This is a genomic window from Paraburkholderia sp. OAS925, from assembly GCF_040543975.1.
Lineage (GTDB): Bacteria > Pseudomonadota > Gammaproteobacteria > Burkholderiales > Burkholderiaceae > Paraburkholderia > Paraburkholderia graminis.
The window spans coordinates 554,440-570,972 of sequence record NZ_JBEUNO010000002.1 but is presented as its reverse complement, the minus strand read 5'-3'; the positions used below and the strand labels follow the sequence as shown (position 1 = coordinate 570,972).

Sequence of the window (16,533 nt, the reverse complement as noted above, 5' to 3'; positions counted from 1 at the left end):
CTAAGCAGTTTCAACCGCCAACCTGAAGGAAGGAGTCAATCATGTCCCGTCTGACCACCATTCGCCCCGAAGAAGCAACTGGCGCAGCCGCCGAAGTGTTCGCGAAGATCAAGAAGGCCGTCGGCAAGGTGCCCAACGCCTACGCGACCATCGGCACGCACAGCCCCGAAGCGCTCAGCGCGGCGCTCGCATTCGATGCAGCCGTGGATGCCGGCACGCTCGGCAAGGCGGACATCGAAGTCATCAAGCTGGCCGTCAGCGAGCACGTGGGCTGTGACTACTGTGTGGCCGCGCATACGTTGAAGGGCAAGCTGGCCGGTCTGTCGAGCGACGACATGAAGCAGGTGCGTGCCGGCGTTGCAACCGGCGACGCGAAGCGCGACGCGCTGGTGACGTTTGTGCAAACGCTGGTCGGTACGCGCGGCACGGTGCCCGAGGCCGCACTCGATGCAGTGCGCGCGGCCGGTTACACGGACCGCCAGATCATCGAAATCAACCTGGCCATCGCGTCGATTACGTTCACGAATCTCGTGAATCGCGTGAACGACACGACGATCGACTTCCCCGCAGTCAAGTAACCCGCAACTGCGGCACTCAAGTTTCGACAGGAGAGACTGTCATGCGCACCATTCATACAGACGTCGCCGTAATCGGCGCAGGCACGGCCGGGCTGTCGGCTTACCGCGGCGCGAAAGCCGAAGGCCGCAAGGCCGTGATCATCGAAGGCGGTGAATACGGCACGACGTGTGCGCGAGTGGGGTGCATGCCGTCGAAGCTGCTGATCGCGGCGGCGGAAGCCGCGCACGCCGCGAGCCACGCGGAACCGTTTGGCGTTCGTGTCGATGGAGTGCGGATAGACGGCGAGGCGGTCATGCAGCGCGTGCGCAGCGAGCGTGACCGCTTTGTCGGCTTCGTCGTGGACGGCGTCCACGCGTTGCCGGAAGCGGACCGGCTGATCGGCCACGTGCGCTTCATCGACGACCGGCTGTTGCAGGTCGGCAGCGATACGCTCGTGCATGCGGCGAGCGTGGTGATCGCGACGGGTTCGACGCCTGTCGTCCCCGAGATTCTTCGTGGCGTCGGCGAGCGCGTCATCGTGAACGACGATGTGTTTGCATGGCAGACGCTGCCGCGCAGCGTGGCCGTGGTGGGCCCGGGCGTGATCGGTCTGGAACTCGGTCAGGCGCTGGCTCGCCTCGGTGTGAAGGTGAGCGTGTTTGGCGCGCGCGGCGGCGTGGGTCCGCTGACGGACCCCGTGATCGTGGCGGAAGCGCGCGCGACGTTTGCCGCAGCGTTCCACTTCGAGCCGCAGGGTACGCTCGAAGCCGCGACGGCAGTCGAGGGCGGCGTGCGGATTCGCTATGCGCGCGCCGACGGAAGCTATGTCGAGGACACGTATGAGTACGTGCTCGCATCGACCGGCCGACGCCCGAACGTTGCGCAACTCGGCCTCGAAAACACATCGCTCGAACTGGATGCGCACGGCGTGCCGCGCTTCGACCGCGACACGCTGCAAGTGGGCGCCCATCCGGTCTTCATTGCCGGCGACGCGAACGGGATTCTGCCGCTCCTGCACGAAGCCGCCGACGAAGGCCGTGCCGCCGGACGCAATGCCGCGCTTTATCCCGATGTCGTGCCGCTGGTGAGGCGCGCGCCGCTCGCCATCGTTTTCTCCGATCCGCAGATCGCGATGGTCGGGGCACGGCATCGCGATCTCGCGCCGGATAGCTTCGTCGCGGGCGAAGTGAGCTTCGAAGACCAGGGGCGCAGCCGCGTCATGCTGAAGAATCACGGACGGGCGAGGGTGTACATCGATCGCGCGACGCGGCGCTTCGTCGGCGCGGAATGGTTCGGCCCGGCCGCGGAACACATCGGTCATCTGCTCGCGTGGAGCTTGCAAATGCAGGCGACGGTCGACGATATGCTCGGGATGCCTTTCTATCATCCGGTCGTCGAGGAAGGGTTGAGGACGGCGTTGCGGGATGCGGCGGCGCGGTTGTAGGAGACTGGCGTTAGTCGATATGTGTGGCCGACATCCATCCGTTGGCCGTGCTTACCGCCGCAATCTGCTTCGCGATCGAATCGCCGAGCTTTTTCGCGTCGCCGCTCATGCCGCCCTGTTTCGCCTCGGACGCGCCATGCAGCGCCGTGCCTGTCGCTGCTGCGGTTGCAACATGCGCAGCAGCGGCGCCGACGCCAGCGGTTTCCGCGATGCCGGGCATGTGGCCGCTATCGGCGTTGGCGGAAAAGCTTTGCAGTTCGATCGGCGTGCCTGCGGCGGGCTTGTACATGATCTGGATCGACGCGCTCACTTCGCTCTTGCCGGCGCCAAGCCCGATCAGCACGCGACGGCGGCGCTTGCCTTCGTCGATCGTCTGGAAGTTGCCTTCGACGACGAGCGCGTTTTCGTTCATCGGTGCAGGACCGTCGACGCGGACCGCGCGCAGTCCGAGCGTTTGCAGTTCGCGCACGATTTCGTCGGCGACCTGTTCACGAGTATCGCTCGCGGTCTGAAGCTGCTTTTGCTCCGACGATTCGCCCGTCATCGCCGCTCCGAGTTTCTGCGCGATGCCGCCGCTGTCCGATTTCACCTGGTCGGGCGTGGCGCCGAACGAATACACGTAGATGACGTCGGCGCGAACATGCGGGACGGCGCTCGTCTGCGTCGTGGCGGCGATGCCCGAAGCGCAGCCGGTCAGAAGCAGCGCCCCTGCGACGAGTGCGGAGCCTGCTACACGTTTAGCGTTGCCAACGAATGATTTGAGTGAGGTATGCATATCGATCCTGTCGTGGCACCGTGGCGCCGGTAATGTCGGGAGGTGTGCCGCAGCACGTAGACGTGAGTATGGGAGGAAGCGGCTCCGCACACCATTCAGCAATTGTGTCGCGCGATGTCGCCAGGACCGTTCGCCAGGATCGTTCGCGCGGGGCCGGAGTAGGCCCGCCTTGCTTATGAAGAATGCCGGTTCAGCGGCAACGTGACGAGCGCCTCGAGACCGCCGCCTTCACGCGCACGAAACTGCAGCGAGCCGCCATGCAGACGCGCGATGCGCTCGACGATCGCAAGCCCGAGACCTGTGCCGCCCGAATGCGTCCGTGCGTTCGTACCGCGGCTGAACGGCGTCTTGAGTTTTTCCATTTCTGCGGCGTCGATTCCGCTGCCGCGATCGCAGACGGCGACACACGCAGCATCGCCTTCGGTCCATGTGCGCACGGCAAGACCTGTGCGTCCATACGCAATCGCGTTGTGCATCAGATTCATCAAAAGCCGCATGAGGCTCACGGGCCGGTACGCGAACTCGGGGACTTCGCCGAGCGACAGTTCGAACTCGTGTCCGAGCCCCGCAAAATCCGCGGCGAGCTGACCGATGAGCGCGTTGAGATCGCCCTGCCGCGGCGGCTCGCGTTCGCCGCTGCCGGCGTAGTCCATGAACTGCTGGAGAATCGTGTCGATGTGGTCGAGATAGCTTTCCGCCGATGCGACGAAGGTGTCGTCGGCGCCGCGCGGAATCGCCATCGCCATCGCGAGACGCAGCTTGGTGAGCGGCGTGCGGATGTCGTGCGATACGCCCGCGAGCATCAGCGCGCGCGTTGCTTCGGCCTGCTGCAACGCCTCGGTCATCTGATTGAACGCGCCGCTCACCTGGGCGATTTCCGTCGGACCGTCGGTTGGCAGAACGACGGGCGCTTCGCCCGCGCTCACGTGCCGCGCGGCGCGCGCGAGGTCCTTCAGCGGCCGGTTGATGTGCAACTGGATCAGATAGCCCGTCAACGCGGCCAGTAACGCGAGGCCCACGGAAAGTATCAGCGTCGTGGTGATGCCGCTCGCCTGCGCATCTTCGGTCATCGGCAGCGCGATCCAGCTTGGCGCGCCGGCGACGTGCACGCGAATCCAGAGCCGCTCGCCGTCGCCGCCGTTGCCAGTTTGCCAGCGCACCGGCATGTCCGGCGGTAGATGATGCTGCAGCGCGCGAAGGAAGACATCGCGTTGCCATGTGCCGAACAGGCGCGGCAGGCTGCGCTGCGCTTTGACGCCATCGGGTTCGGGCGCCGCTGTCTGCGCACCGAGGCGCGCGGCCGCGGCGCGGCCCTGGTCGGGCGGCATCGCGGCGAGCACGCCGTCGAGCGTCTTGACGTAATCGGCGAAGATGATCGCGGCGCGGTCGATGCGCGGACGCTGCACGAAATGCAGCAGCACCGCGAACGAGCACGCCTGCGTCAGTGCAACGAGTGCTACCAGCAGAACGATATTGCGCGTCAGCAGCGAACGCGGCAGCCATCTGCTGCGCCGCTTTGAACGCGTTGCGATGCTCACGAGTCGATGCCTGCAACGAGCATATAGCCGACACCCCACACGGTCTTGATGAAGCGCGGTTTCGACGGATCGTCTTCGACGATCTGACGCAGCCGCAAAATCTGCACGTCGATGCTGCGGTCGAGCGCGTCGTGGTCGCGGCCGCGCGCCCGCGCCAGCAGATTCTCGCGGCTCACCGGCCGGTTCGGCGACGACCCGAGCGCGTGCAGCAGCAACATCTGCGCGGAGTGCACGTCGACCGGCTCGCCACGATGCAGCAGCGTTTGCTTGCCGACGTCGAACTGGTATTCGCCGAAGCGCAGCGTTTGTGAAGTCACGGTCGGTACGCCCGCGGCCATTTTCTGGCGACGCAGCAGAGCGCGGATTCGCGCGACCAGTTCATCGGGGAGAAACGGTTTCGCGAGGTAGTCGTCGGCACCGGTTTCGAGGCCGACGACGCGGTCGACGGGATCGCCTTTCGCGGTCAGCATGAGGATGGGCAGCGTCTGTCCTTCGGCGCGCAGCCGCCGGCATATCGTCAGCCCGTCTTCCGGTTCCATCATCAGGTCGAGCACGAGCAGGTCGTACGGTTCGCGCTGCAGGTAGCGGTCGAGCTGCTTGCCGTCGGCGACGACGCGCACATGGAACCCGTGCCCGGTCAGAAACCGTTGCAGCATGTTGCGCAACTCGGCTTCGTCGTCCAGCACGATGATCCTGTTCGCCTGATCCATGACGCGTCTCCCAGCCTCGTTGCCTTTCAGCGTGCCATTGCTTTCTGCTGCATGAGCGCCTCGATTTGCGGCAGCGTGACATAACCGGCGTGCTGCGTGTCGATTTCGTCGAAGTGTTTCGCGACCATCGGCATGCCGGCTGTCGCCTGCTCGCGCGTCAGCTTGCCGTCGCCCGTCGTGTTCGCTCGGGCGAAGCGGGCCTGCAATTGCTGCATCGCACGCTCGCCGCGCGGGGCATCCGCGGGTGGCAGTGCGCTTTGAGCCGAAGCCACTGCAGAAACAATACACAAGAGAAGCACTGCGATCATCTTTTTCATCATCTACTCCGTGGTTTCGCCGACGCTCGTGGCCGGCGGGGTGGATTCATTGATCTCACGTTTGCTGTTATGCCCAGTGCGCCGGCACCCAGAAGCGCCCGACCCAGTGGCCCGGCACCAGCACCGCGGGATGCGGCGCGGGCGCGACATACACAGGACGCGGCGCGACATACAGCGTGTGGGCCTGCGGCGCGATGAATACGACGTGCGGCGGGGGCGGCGCAACGTAGACGACCTTCGGCGGCGGGGGCGCAACGTAGACGACCTTGGGTGCGGGCGGCGCGACGTAGACAGTCTTCGGTGCAGGCGGCGGCACGTAGGCGACCGGCGGCGGGGGCACATAAGCGGGCGAAGGCGCGACCACCACAGGCGCAGGCGCGACCACGACCGGCGGCGGCGCCACCACGACCGGCGGAGGCGCCACGACAACCGGTACGCTGCCCACGGCAACCGTCGCGCCGACAGTCGTAACCGTGCCGCCTGTGGTCACCGTGCCGCCGTGCACGACCGTCGTGCCGCTGCCTGTCGTCACCACGCCGGGCGCCACGCGTGTCGCGCTGCCTGAATGGTTGACGGTTCCGCCATCGGAGCCCGTAACCGTCCCCGAACGATTGCAGGTTGAACCGGCGCAGTCCGTCGATGCCGTGTGACTGGTCGTATTGCCGTTCGCGCCGGTAACCGTGCCCGACGACGAATACTGACCCGGCGCGTTGCGTGTCACGCTGCCCGAAGTCGTGGCGCTGTGACCGTCCGAGCCGTTCAGCGCGCCGGTGTGGTCGCATGTGCCGCCTGCGCAGCTCGTGTCGCCCGAGTGCTGCACCTGACGTCCGTTGGGGCCCGTCGCCGTGCCCGAATTCGAGAACTGGCCGGGTGCGGTGCGGTTGACCGTGCCGGTGTTGGTGGCGATGCCGCCATAAGGATTCTCGACGCCGCCGGCGTGCGTGCAACTGCCGCCTGTGCAGGAACCGTAGTGCGCGCCGTTGTAAGTGCCGTGGGGCGTGTAGGCGGTGCCATGACCCGACCATCCGGCGAAGGCGGGCGTGCTGATGGTGCTGATCGCGATGAGCATGGCAGCGCTGGCTGCGGCGAGGTAACGGAGTTTCATGAGGTGTCCTTCCCGGTTCGGTTAGTCACGCACTGCGGCGTGGCAGCGGAACGAACTATAAGAGGACCTCGCGAAATAATCGCCCGGTAAAAGATGTCGCGGTGTTACACCCCCGCGGCGGGCCGCCGGCAGCCGGGCCGCACGGCCCGATTCGCCGTCGCGGCCGCGATTTCGTGACATCTGGCGACATGGTTTACGCGTGGTCTTCGGCCGGGCAGCCCACTACATTAGCTTCACCCGACGCGATAGCGGCTTTGCCCGCAGACGACGCGTCCCACCTCAACCGTTATCTGCCCATCATGTCGACTACTGGAAAAATCGCGCTTTTCGTTACCGTGTTCATCATTGGCGTCTCGCTGATCGAGGCATGCGTGCTCACCCGCACACAGCGAAACAGCGCCTCGCCCTTCGACTGGTATGAAGTATGGATTTCGCTCGCCGATGTGGCCGGCCGCAAGCTGCTCGCGCTGCTGCCGCTTTCGCTCGCGACGCCGATATTCGCCCTTGCCTGGGATCACCGCCTCTTTACCGTCACGCTCAACAGCGCGCTGATGCTGTTCGTGCTCTTTATCGGACAGGAGTTCTGCTACTACTGGTATCACCGCGCGTCGCACCGCATCCGCTTTTTCTGGGCGACGCACGCGGTTCACCACTCACCGAACCAATTGACGCTTTCGTCCGCCTATCGCCTCGGCTTGACCGGCAAACTGACCGGCTCGGCGATCTTCTTCACGCCGCTCGTCTGGCTCGGCGTACGCCCCGAAATCGTGCTCGCGACGCTGAGCTTCAATCTGCTCTATCAGTTCTGGCTGCATAACACCTGGACGCCGAAACTCGGCTGGCTCGAATACGTGTTCAATACGCCGTCGGCGCATCGCGTGCATCACGCATCGAACGTCGATTATCTCGATGCAAACTTTGGCGGCGTGCTCGTCATATTCGATCGGCTGTTCGGCACCTATGTCGAAGAACGCGCCGATGAACCGTGCCGCTACGGTCTCACGACACCGACGCGCTCACGCAATCCGCTCGTCGTCGAATTCGAGCACTGGGTGAGTCTTGCACGCGATGTCGCGTCGGCGGGCAGCGTCTGGGCCGCGATTTGCTACGTGATTCTGCCGCCCGGCTGGCGCGCTGACGGCGCCGGCGAAACGACAGAAGCACTGCGTCGGCAGAGTCTGGCCGCAGCGCGTACGGTTCCGGCGAGTACGACACAGGGACGATGAGCAATGGTGTCCTACGGCCCGATGTGCCGTTTCCCCACGTGGCCATTTATACCGACGGCCAATTCCGTTACCGGTAACGGAAATCGAATTGCACGCGCCGAACGCAGTCGTTATACTGCCTCGGCGATCCGGTGGCCTGGCCACCGTGATTGGCCTGACCGCAGAACGGGTTCGAAGCAGACTGTCCGAAATGTATAGCGGCCGCGCACAAGCGGCCGTGTTCGCAAGAGGCGTGCTGTAGACAAAGTCGAGTCGCGCCTCCGACAAGCAGAATGAAAGGAGACGACAAGATGTTCCGTAAAGGAATGCAGGTCAAGATCGCCGCGGCCGTGGTTGCGTGCGTGTTGGGAGGCGCCGCGCAGGCGCAGGTCGCAACCGGCGATACGTCGCAGAAAAAGATCGCGCTGTCGAACAGCTTCGCGGGCAACGCGTGGCGGCAGTCGATGCTCAAAAGCTGGAACGCCGTCTCGCAGCAGGCGGTCGCCGACAAGAAAGTCGCCGCCGCGCCGGCCTTCACCACCGCCGAAAACCAGGTGACAGAGCAGGCGCAGCAAATCCAGAACCTCATCTTGCAGGGCTATAACGCGATCGTGATCGACGCCGTGTCGCCCACTGCGCTCAACGGCACGATCAAGAAGGCGTGCGCGGCAGGCGTCGTTGTCGTTTCGTTCGACGGCGTCGTCGACGAGCCTTGCGCGTATCGCGTGAACTTCGATTTCAAGGGCTGGGCCGAGCAGGGCGTCGACTATCTGGCGACGCGGCTCAACGGCAAGGGCAACATTCTCGAAGTGCGCGGCGTGGCCGGTATTTCGGTCGATAACCTCATGCACGAAGGCGTGCTCGAAGGGCTCAAGAAGCATCCGGGCATGAAGCTCGTCGGATCGGTCAACGGCGACTGGACGCAGTCCGTCGCGCAGAAAGCCGTCGCGGGCATTCTTCCGACGCTGCCGCAAGTGGACGGCGTCGCGACCGAGGGCGAGATGTCGTTCGGCATCGCGCAGGCGTTCAAGGCGGCCAACCGGCCCGCGCCTCCGATGATTATCGGCAGCACGTATCCCGAGCTTCAATGGTGGAGCGAACAGACGAAGGCCGGCTATCAGTCGCGCTCGCTGTCCAATCCGCCGGGCGCGGTGAGCTTTGCATTCTGGGTCGCGCAGCAAGTGCTCGCTGGCAAGAAGATCCCGAAGGAAGTGACGATCAACGTGCCGCTGCTCGCCATCTCGCAACAGGAGTTGCCCGCGAAGCTCGCCGCGATTCCGCCTGGCGGCATCGCCGACGTGACCTATACGTTGCCGCAAACCGTGGCCTTGCTCGACAAGAAGTAAGCGCAGAAGACGCCACCCACGGAGACAGGTGAATGGGCGCAACATCCAGCCAGGAGGACAGCCGCGCGCTGATCCGCTTCGAAGGCATCGGCAAGACGTTCGGGCGGGTCCGCGCACTCACGGACATCGACTTCGCGTTCCTGCCCGGTGAATGTGTCGGCATTGCCGGCCACAACGGCGCGGGCAAATCGACGCTGATGTCGGTGCTCGCAGGCGTGTACGCGCCGACGCAAGGTCGCATCGAAGTAGACGGCCACGACGCGCCGCACTACGACGCGAATGCCGCCAGAAATGCGGGCGTGCGCTGCGTGTTTCAGGAACTCTCGTTGTGCGCGAATCTGACCGTGGCCGAGAACATGACCGTCGTGCATCCGCATTTGCATGGACGCGGCTGGCGACGCAAGGCCACCGCGCTGATGCGCGAGAGGCTCGATGAAATCTTTCCTGACCACGGCCTGAAGGGCGGCGAACTCGTCTCCGATCTCACGCTCACGCAGCAGCAGATGGTGGAGATCGCGCGCGCTTTCACGGTCACTGATACGCCCGTGCGTCTCGTGATTCTCGACGAGCCGACTTCCTCGCTCGACGCTCATACCGCCGAGCAGTTGCTCGCCTTCGTGCGGCGCGCGGCTGCCGAGCGCGGTATTACGTGTCTGCTCATCACGCACATGCTCGGCGAAATAGAGCGCGTGGCGGACCGCGTGATGGTGATGCGCGACGGCGGCATCGTCGGCGTGCTGCCGCGCGCGCAGTCGAGCCGCGCGTCGATCATTCAGGCGATGGGCCAGCATCTCGAAGCCGACAAGTCGCCGGCCGCGGCGCGCGCGCCTAATGCGCGCGATGAAGCGCATTTTCGCTGGAATGTCGGTGTGAAGAAGCACACCGTAATCGAAGCGTCGCGCGGCGAGATCGTCGGCTTCGCGGGACTCGCGGGACAAGGTCAGACCGAAGCGCTGCTATCCATCTACGATGCCGCGACACGTCACGGCGCGGCCCGCACGAAGGTCGCATTCGTTGCGGGCGATCGCGGACGTGACGGCGTATTTCCCGTCTGGTCGATCGCGCAGAATCTCGATCTGCGCTGGCTGCTCGGCGGCGCAAAACGCAAGCGCGGTCTCGTCGATTCCGCCGCGGCGCGCGAACTCGTCGAAGCATGGCGCGCGAAGATCGGCATACGCGGCGCGTCGATGAACGCGGGCATTCTTTCGCTCTCGGGCGGCAATCAGCAGAAGGTTCTGTTCGCGCGCGCGCTTGCCTGCGACGCCGAACTCATTCTGATGGACGATCCCACGCGCGGCGTCGATGTCGGCACCAAGCGCGACATCTATCAACTCGTACACGAAGAAGCCGCGAAAGGCCGCACCTTCATCTGGTACACGACGGAAAACGAAGAACTCTCGCACTGCGATCGCACTTACGTGTTCCGCTCCGCCGCCGTTACGCGCGTGCTTCACGCCGACGAATGCACGGAAGAGGCGCTGCTCGCGGCGAGCTTCGAGGATCAGGCAGCATGACATTCGCTAATACGCAGGCGCGTTTGCGCGCGATGCTTCCCGCCATTTCGCTGGTGGCGGTGCTGGTGCCGATCGCCATCATGCAGCCGACCGTGATGAGCTACTTCGGCTCCAGCCTGCTGCTGAATCTCGCCGTGCCGATCGTGCTCGCGACGCTCGCGCAGCTCGCGATCATCACCGTCAACGATCTCGATCTGTCGATTGGCCCGTTCGTGAGTCTTGTCGCGTGCATCGGTGCAACGCTGCTGGTGAAGCAACCGTGGCTCGGCGCGCTGGCTTTAGCCGGTTGCGTGCTCGCGTATGCGGCCGTCGGCGCGCTGATCGAGTTGCGGCAGATTCCGTCCATCGTCGTAACGCTTGGTCTTTCGTTCGTATGGAGCGGGCTCGCCATCGTGCTGCTGCCGTCGCCTGGCGGCACGAGTCCCGAGTGGCTCGGCACGGCAATGGGCTACCAGACGCCGCTCATCGCCGCGCCGATCGTGTGGTCGGTGCTGATCGCGATCGTCGGACACCTGCTGCTGATGCGCTCGTCGGCGGGCGTGCGGGTTCGCGGCGCGGGCGGCAATCCGCGCGCGATGCGCCGCTTCGGCTGGTCGCTCGTGCGCAGCAAGGCGACGCTCTACGGCGTCGCGGGCGTGTTCGGCGTGCTGTCGGGGTTGTCGCTGCTCGGCCTGACGACTTCCGCCGACGCCAATCTCGCGCTGCGCTATACGTTGCTGTCGATTGCGGCGGTGATACTCGGCGGCGGTGAATTCATCGGCGGCCGCGTGTCGGTAGTCGGCGCGGTGCTCGGTGCGATCACGCTGACGCTTGCCGCGTCGTTCCTCGCTTTCCTCAACATCTCGGCGGATTGGCAGGTCGGCATGCAGGGAGCGATTCTGATCGTCGTGTTGTCGTTGCGCGTGCTGCTGCAACGCGGAGAACGCCGGTGAAAACGCAAATTTCCAGCGAGCCGATCGCTTCTCAGGACAGCGCCTGGGCGCGGCTCAAAAGTATTCAGGCGCCGTGGGCCTGGTCGTTCGTCGGCACGGTGCTGGTGTGGTTCGGCATTGTCGGCGTGTTCGGCTTCGGCATTGCAAGCAATGTCGCGCAGACGGCGCTGACCTATGGCGTCTTCATGGTGCTCGTCGGTCTCGGGCAGATGCTCGTCATCACATCGGGCGTCGGCAACATCGACCTGTCGGTGCCGTCGACCATCGCGCTTGCCGGCGTGATCGGCATGCATGTGATGCGCAGCTCGAACGGATACATCGCGTTGGGCGTAGCCGCGGTGCTGGGCGTGGGCGTCGTTGTCGGCGTCGCAAACTACATGCTGATTCGCCTTTTGCGCATCCCGCCGATCATCGCGACGCTGTCGTCGAGCTTCATCATTCAGTCGATTGCGATTACGCAAGGCCGCCAGTTGCCGCCGCCACCGCCCGCGCTCGGCGCTTTCGCGACGGGCCGCGTTTTGCAGATTCCGTATATCGCGCTGCTCGCGCTCGCGTTGTCGATTGCGCTCGCGGTGCTGCTGCATCGCGCCGTGTATGGCCGCAGGCTTTCCGCTATCGGCCAGAACGCGCGGGCCGCATGGCTCGCGGGCGTCAACGTGCATCGCACACGGTGCTTCGCTTATGTGCTGTCGTCGATGATCGCGTCGCTCACCGCGTTGCTGCTCGCGGCCATATCCGGCGGCGCGTCGCTCGACATGGGCGTGGAGTACATGCTGATTTCGATTGCCGTGGTCGTGATCGGCGGCACGCTGGTGACGGGCGGCAAGGCGACGATCGTCGGCGTATGGGGCGCGTCCATGTTCCTCTTTCTCACGAACGCGGCGCTCAATGCGGTGGGCGCGGATGCGGGCGTGCGCTCCATCGTGTATGGCGTGTTGATCATTTCGGTGACAGTGGCGGCGGGCGGAAAAGTGCTGCGATAGGCTTTGCAATAAGCGTTGCAATTGAAGCCCGCAGTAATAGCAAATAGAGAAGGGCAAGGAGACATGAAAAGCACCGACTTCGAAGTACATGACCCGCGTTTCAGGCTGCTGCTTCAGCCCAACGCCTTTCTGACGCGTCTCACGAACGAATGCCTGTGGGCCGAAGGTCCGGTCTATTTCCCGGCGGCAGACCTGCTTATCTGGAGCGACATACCGAACAACCGGATGATGCGTTGGGCGCCGGGGATGGGCGTAGGCGTTTATCGCGCGCCGTCCAATTACAGCAATGGCAACACGCGCGACCGCGAGGGACGGCTCGTGACCTGCGAGCACGGCACGCGACGCGTGACGCGCACCGAACACGACGGCAGCGTGACCGTGCTGGCGTCGCACTTCGAAGGCAAGCGCCTCAATTCTCCGAACGATGTGGTCGTGGATTCCAAAGGTGACATCTGGTTCACCGATCCCGACTACGGCATTCTGAGCGACTACGAAGGTTATCGCGCCGACAGCGAAATTGGTCGTTGTAACGTCTATCGCATCGGCGCCGGCAGCGCGCAGGTGGAACTGGTCTGCGACGAGTTCGCGAAGCCGAACGGTCTCGCGTTCTCGCCGGACGAGAGCAAACTTTATATCGCCGATTCCGCTGCTTCGCACGACGACAACGCGCCGCGCCATATCTGCGTATTCGACGTGACGAGCGAAGGCGGTCTGCGCAACGGGCGTGTTTTTGCGGAGATGCAAAGTGGCGTGCCGGACGGCATGCGCATCGACGAGCACGGCAACGTCTGGACCAGCGCCGAAGACGGCGTGCATTGCTACGCGCCCAATGGCGCGCTGCTCGGCAAGATCCTGATACCCGAAGTCGTAGCGAATCTGACCTTCGGCGGACTGAACCGCAATTGCCTGTTCATCGCGGCGACGGCTTCCATCTATTCGCTTCATGTGGGCGTGCGCGGCGCGGGCCGCTGAAGCGCCTGAATACTTCCAACAGATCGAATACCTCGACAGGAGACAAGACGTGCAGATAAAAAAACTGGCTCTCTCGCTGTGCATGGCCGCGATATGCGTGGCTGCATCCGCGGGCGCATCGGCGCAGGTGGCGACGGGCGATACCTCGTCGATGAAAATCGCGCTGTCGAATAACTACGCGGGCAATAGCTGGCGTCAGCAGATGCTCAAGAGCTGGTCCAACATCGCGGACCCGGCGGTCAAGCAGAAGATCGTCGCGGCCGCGCCGAGTTTCACCACGGCGGAAAGCCAGGCGACCGAGCAAGTCCAGCAGATCCAGAACCTGATACTCCAGGGCTTCAAGGCGATCGCGGTCGATTCCGTGTCGCCCACGGCGCTCAACGGCGTCATCAAGCAGGCGTGCGGCGCGGGGGTGACCGTCGTCTCGTTCGACGGCATCGCGACCGAGCCGTGCGCCTATCGCATCGCCGTCGATTTTCAGGGCATGGGCCGCATGCAGGTCGACTATCTGGCGAAGCGTCTGAACGGCAAGGGCAACCTGCTGGAGATTCGCGCGGCTCGCGGGTGTCTCGGTCGACGACGAGATTCATCAGGGCATGGTCGACGAACTGAAGAAGTATCCGGGCCTGAAGGTGGTCGGTTCGGTGCATGGCGACTGGACGCAGACGGTCGCGCAAAAGCAGGTTGCGGGTGTGTTGCCGACGTTGCCCAAGATCGACGGCGTGCTCACGCAAGGCGGCGACGGCTTCGGCGCGGCGCAGGCGATCAAGGCGGCCGGACGGCCGACGCCGATCATCATTCTTGGCAACCGCCAGGAAGAACTTGCGTGGTGGGCCGATCAGAAAAAGAGCGGCTACGAAACGATGTCGGTGACCATTCCGCCCGGCGCGTCGTCGTTCGCATTCTGGGTGACGCAGCAGATTCTCGCGGGCAAGAAGGTGCCGCACGACATTCGCATGCCGGTGCTCGAAGTGAAGCCCGACGAACTCGACGCGGTGCTGGCGAAGACGCCGCCCGGCGCGCTCGCGAACAAGGAGTACACGCGCGAGGAAGTGGTGGCGGTCATCGACGGAAAGAAATAGGGCGGCCGCTACTTGCGTCGACCGATCTATCCCTCGCCGAAGCGCGCCACGACGAAATCGATAAAGCTGCGCAGCTTTGGCGTGGGCCGGCGGTCGGGTGCGAACAGCAGATGGATCGGCAGCGGCGGCGGTTCGTAGTCCGGCAGCACGCGCACGAGGCGCCCCGCAGCGAGATCGTCGCGCAGCATGTCGCATGGTTGCAGGATGATGCCCGCGCCTTCGACCGCGGCATTGCGCAGCGCCTGGCCGTTGTTGATCGAGAAGCGGCTGCTGACCGGCACCACATGCCGGCCGTCGGGCCCGACCAGGTGCCATTCACGTAACGGCCCGCGGCCCCAGTAAGAGAATCCGGGGCACTCATGCTGCGTCAGATCTTCAGGGCGTAGAGGCGTGCCGCGCTCAGCCAGATACGCGGGCGACGCGCAGATCGTCAGTCGATAAGGACCGATCGGCCGCGCAATCAGCCTCGAATCGGCGATCGGCGCGATGCGCACGACCGCGTCATAGCCTTCGTCGATTACGTCGATCAGCCGGTCGCTCAGCGTCAGGTCAACACTGACTTCGGGATGTTGCCGCATGTATTGCGCGAGCGTCGGCACGAGGCTGTGCGCGCCGAAGCTCACCGGTGCATTGATGCGCAGCTTGCCGCGCGGCGCGGCCTGCAGGTTCGCGGCCAGCGCCTCCGCCGCTTCCATCTCGGCGAGCACGGACTTGCTGCGCTCGTAAAACGCGCGCCCGGCTTCGGTGAGGCTTTGGCGGCGCGTCGTACGATTGATGAGCTGCATGCGATAGCGCTCCTCGAGCAGCCGCACATGCTTGCCGACGGCCTGCGATGTCATGCCGAGCGCCGTGCCGGCCGCGGCGAATGAGCCCGTTTCCGCCGCTTTGACGAAGACCGCCATGCTGGTGAGACGATCCATGATTAGAAACAGTTAGGTTCGATAGTCAGAGCGAACGCGCCATTTATCGTGCGGCCGGCTCAAATTATAGTGAGTTCGTCATTTACTCGTTGGAGAGCGAACATGCCGCGTGTCGTACGTTTTCATGAAAATGGCGGTCCCGAAGTGCTGCGGATCGATAACGTCGAAGTGCCGCCGCCCGCCGCGGACGAGATCCAGTTGCAGATTCGTGCGCTGGGCGTGAACAGAGCGGAATCCATGTTCCGCTCCGGCTTCTATGTGGAGTCGCCGGTGTTTCCCGCGCGGCTCGGTTATGAAGCGTCCGGCGTCGTCAGCGCCGTCGGTTCGTCCGTGACCAATGTCGCCGTCGGCGACGCGGTCGCCATCATTCCGCCCATGTCGATCACGCGTTGGGGCGCGTATGGCGACACCGGCAATTTTCCGGCGGCGCATGCGGTGAAGAATCCGCCGTCGCTAGGATTCACCGAGGCCGCGGCGGTGTGGATGCAGTATGTAACGGCGTGGGGCGCACTGGTCGACATCGCGCAACTGCGCCCAGGCGAGGCGGTCATCATCACGGCGTCGTCGAGCAGCGTGGGGCTTGCGGCGATTCAGGTGGCAAAGAGCGTGGGCGCCATTGCGATTGCGACGACCCGCACCGACGCGAAGAAAAACGCGCTGCTGGAAGCGGGCGCCGACCACGTGATCGTCACGCAGCAGGAAGATCTGGTCGCGCGCGTCAACGAGATCACCGGCGGCGCGGGCGCGCGCGTCGCGTTCGATCCGGTGCTCGGGCCGGAGTTCGAGAAAGTGGCCGATGCGCTGTGCGAGCGTGGCATCGTGTTCGCTTATGGCGCGCTGAGTCCAGAACCGACGCCGTTCCCGCTGTTCGCGATCCTCGGCAAGATGCTGACCGTGTATGGCTACCAGTACAAGCTGATCGTGAGCGATCCGGCGCGTCTGGAAAGGGCAAAGCGCTTCGTTCTCGATGGCCTTTCGTCGGGCGTGCTGAAGCCGGTGATCGACAAGGTCTTCCCGCTCGAGCAGATCGTCGACGCTCATCGTTATCTCGAGTCGAACCAGCAGTTCGGGAAGATTGTTGTCACGGTGTGAGGACGTTTGCGGGCATAGCGTTCGGAGCCTGCAATCGCTC

The 16,533-nt window shown here is 64.4% G+C and carries 15 protein-coding genes and 1 pseudogene; 10 read left to right on the top strand and 6 right to left on the bottom strand.

The annotated features are described in order from the left end of the window. The first annotated feature begins 41 nt into the window (after positions 1 to 41). Positions 42 to 578 carry a carboxymuconolactone decarboxylase family protein gene (locus ABIE53_RS21325; protein WP_006049707.1) on the top strand — a complete coding sequence of 179 codons (537 nt, stop codon included), beginning with the start codon at positions 42 to 44 and terminating at the stop codon, positions 576 to 578. A 41-nt stretch (positions 579 to 619) separates the two neighbouring features. After that, complete coding sequence (locus ABIE53_RS21320) at positions 620 to 2,002, top strand: dihydrolipoyl dehydrogenase (RefSeq protein ID WP_192699654.1); 1,383 nt, start codon at positions 620 to 622, stop codon at positions 2,000 to 2,002. Between the two features lie 10 nt (positions 2,003 to 2,012). Here the strand turns inward: ABIE53_RS21320 and ABIE53_RS21315 are convergent, their stop codons facing one another. The 5 genes from ABIE53_RS21315 to ABIE53_RS21295 all read right to left on the bottom strand — a co-directional run bounded on the left by ABIE53_RS21315 (position 2,013) and on the right by ABIE53_RS21295 (position 6,447). Next, complete coding sequence (locus ABIE53_RS21315) at positions 2,013 to 2,777, bottom strand: DUF4410 domain-containing protein (RefSeq protein ID WP_192699655.1); 765 nt, start codon at positions 2,775 to 2,777, stop codon at positions 2,013 to 2,015. Positions 2,778 to 2,950: 173 nt separating this feature from the next. Continuing rightward, positions 2,951 to 4,315 (bottom strand): ATP-binding protein, encoded by a 1,365-nt coding sequence (locus ABIE53_RS21310; protein ID WP_192699656.1) that lies wholly within the window; start codon positions 4,313 to 4,315, stop codon positions 2,951 to 2,953. Continuing rightward, positions 4,312 to 5,025, bottom strand: coding sequence for a response regulator (locus ABIE53_RS21305; protein ID WP_029966919.1), 714 nt, complete (start codon positions 5,023 to 5,025; stop codon positions 4,312 to 4,314). The genes ABIE53_RS21310 and ABIE53_RS21305 overlap by 4 nt, the downstream gene beginning before the upstream one ends. Positions 5,026 to 5,051: 26 nt before the next feature. After that, positions 5,052 to 5,342 (bottom strand): EF-hand domain-containing protein, encoded by a 291-nt coding sequence (locus ABIE53_RS21300; RefSeq protein WP_029966918.1) that lies wholly within the window; start codon positions 5,340 to 5,342, stop codon positions 5,052 to 5,054. 67 nt (positions 5,343 to 5,409) lie between these two features. After that, positions 5,410 to 6,447, bottom strand: a complete 1,038-nt coding sequence (locus ABIE53_RS21295; RefSeq protein ID WP_192699657.1) for a hypothetical protein — start codon at positions 6,445 to 6,447, stop codon at positions 5,410 to 5,412. 299 nt (positions 6,448 to 6,746) lie between these two features. Between ABIE53_RS21295 and ABIE53_RS21290 the strand changes: the two genes are divergently transcribed. From ABIE53_RS21290 to ABIE53_RS21260, 7 genes and pseudogenes are all read left to right on the top strand, one after another. Beyond that, the gene (locus tag ABIE53_RS21290; protein ID WP_107707137.1) at positions 6,747 to 7,673 is read left to right on the top strand and encodes a sterol desaturase family protein; all 927 of its coding nucleotides are present in this window, start codon (positions 6,747 to 6,749) and stop codon (positions 7,671 to 7,673) included. 290 nt (positions 7,674 to 7,963) lie between these two features. Beyond that, positions 7,964 to 8,998, top strand: coding sequence for a substrate-binding domain-containing protein (locus tag ABIE53_RS21285; protein WP_006049699.1), 1,035 nt, complete (start codon positions 7,964 to 7,966; stop codon positions 8,996 to 8,998). Between the two features lie 32 nt (positions 8,999 to 9,030). Next, positions 9,031 to 10,512, top strand: a complete 1,482-nt coding sequence (locus tag ABIE53_RS21280) for a sugar ABC transporter ATP-binding protein (RefSeq protein ID WP_192699658.1) — start codon at positions 9,031 to 9,033, stop codon at positions 10,510 to 10,512. Then, positions 10,509 to 11,444, top strand: coding sequence for an ABC transporter permease (locus tag ABIE53_RS21275; RefSeq protein ID WP_006049697.1), 936 nt, complete (start codon positions 10,509 to 10,511; stop codon positions 11,442 to 11,444). The genes ABIE53_RS21280 and ABIE53_RS21275 overlap by 4 nt, the downstream gene beginning before the upstream one ends. After that, the gene (locus tag ABIE53_RS21270) at positions 11,441 to 12,427 is read left to right on the top strand and encodes an ABC transporter permease (protein WP_053859927.1); all 987 of its coding nucleotides are present in this window, start codon (positions 11,441 to 11,443) and stop codon (positions 12,425 to 12,427) included. The genes ABIE53_RS21275 and ABIE53_RS21270 overlap by 4 nt, the downstream gene beginning before the upstream one ends. 63 nt (positions 12,428 to 12,490) lie before the next feature. Continuing rightward, positions 12,491 to 13,399: an SMP-30/gluconolactonase/LRE family protein gene (locus tag ABIE53_RS21265; protein ID WP_192699659.1), complete on the top strand. Its 909-nt coding sequence runs from the start codon at positions 12,491 to 12,493 to the stop codon at positions 13,397 to 13,399. A gap of 82 nt (positions 13,400 to 13,481) precedes the next feature. Continuing rightward, positions 13,482 to 14,481 (top strand): annotated as a pseudogene (locus ABIE53_RS21260) (ABC transporter substrate-binding protein). A 26-nt stretch (positions 14,482 to 14,507) separates the two neighbouring features. On the opposite strand, the gene ABIE53_RS21255 reads toward ABIE53_RS21260, so the two are convergent. Beyond that, entirely contained in the window at positions 14,508 to 15,401 is an 894-nt protein-coding gene (locus ABIE53_RS21255; protein WP_192699660.1) for a LysR family transcriptional regulator, read from the bottom strand. Between the two features lie 102 nt (positions 15,402 to 15,503). On the opposite strand from ABIE53_RS21255, the gene ABIE53_RS21250 reads away from it, so the two are divergent. Beyond that, a complete protein-coding gene (locus ABIE53_RS21250) occupies positions 15,504 to 16,493 on the top strand; it encodes a zinc-dependent alcohol dehydrogenase family protein (protein ID WP_029966906.1) in 990 nt (329 codons plus the stop codon). The last annotated feature ends 40 nt before the right edge of the window (positions 16,494 to 16,533 follow it).

Excerpts from the sequence above, each read along its gene's own strand:
- ABIE53_RS21325 (WP_006049707.1), top strand. The coding sequence starts at position 42 with ATGTCCCGTCTGACCACCATTCGCCCCGAAGAAGCAACTGGCGCAGCC.
- ABIE53_RS21320 (WP_192699654.1), top strand. The coding sequence starts at position 620 with ATGCGCACCATTCATACAGACGTCGCCGTAATCGGCGCAGGCACGGCC.
- ABIE53_RS21315 (WP_192699655.1), bottom strand. The coding sequence starts at position 2,777 with ATGCATACCTCACTCAAATCATTCGTTGGCAACGCTAAACGTGTAGCA.
- ABIE53_RS21305 (WP_029966919.1), bottom strand. The coding sequence starts at position 5,025 with ATGGATCAGGCGAACAGGATCATCGTGCTGGACGACGAAGCCGAGTTG.
- ABIE53_RS21300 (WP_029966918.1), bottom strand. The coding sequence starts at position 5,342 with ATGAAAAAGATGATCGCAGTGCTTCTCTTGTGTATTGTTTCTGCAGTG.
- ABIE53_RS21295 (WP_192699657.1), bottom strand. The coding sequence starts at position 6,447 with ATGAAACTCCGTTACCTCGCCGCAGCCAGCGCTGCCATGCTCATCGCG.
- ABIE53_RS21290 (WP_107707137.1), top strand. The coding sequence starts at position 6,747 with ATGTCGACTACTGGAAAAATCGCGCTTTTCGTTACCGTGTTCATCATT.
- ABIE53_RS21285 (WP_006049699.1), top strand. The coding sequence starts at position 7,964 with ATGTTCCGTAAAGGAATGCAGGTCAAGATCGCCGCGGCCGTGGTTGCG.
- ABIE53_RS21280 (WP_192699658.1), top strand. The coding sequence starts at position 9,031 with ATGGGCGCAACATCCAGCCAGGAGGACAGCCGCGCGCTGATCCGCTTC.
- ABIE53_RS21275 (WP_006049697.1), top strand. The coding sequence starts at position 10,509 with ATGACATTCGCTAATACGCAGGCGCGTTTGCGCGCGATGCTTCCCGCC.
- ABIE53_RS21265 (WP_192699659.1), top strand. The coding sequence starts at position 12,491 with ATGAAAAGCACCGACTTCGAAGTACATGACCCGCGTTTCAGGCTGCTG.
- ABIE53_RS21255 (WP_192699660.1), bottom strand. The coding sequence starts at position 15,401 with ATGGATCGTCTCACCAGCATGGCGGTCTTCGTCAAAGCGGCGGAAACG.
- ABIE53_RS21250 (WP_029966906.1), top strand. The coding sequence starts at position 15,504 with ATGCCGCGTGTCGTACGTTTTCATGAAAATGGCGGTCCCGAAGTGCTG.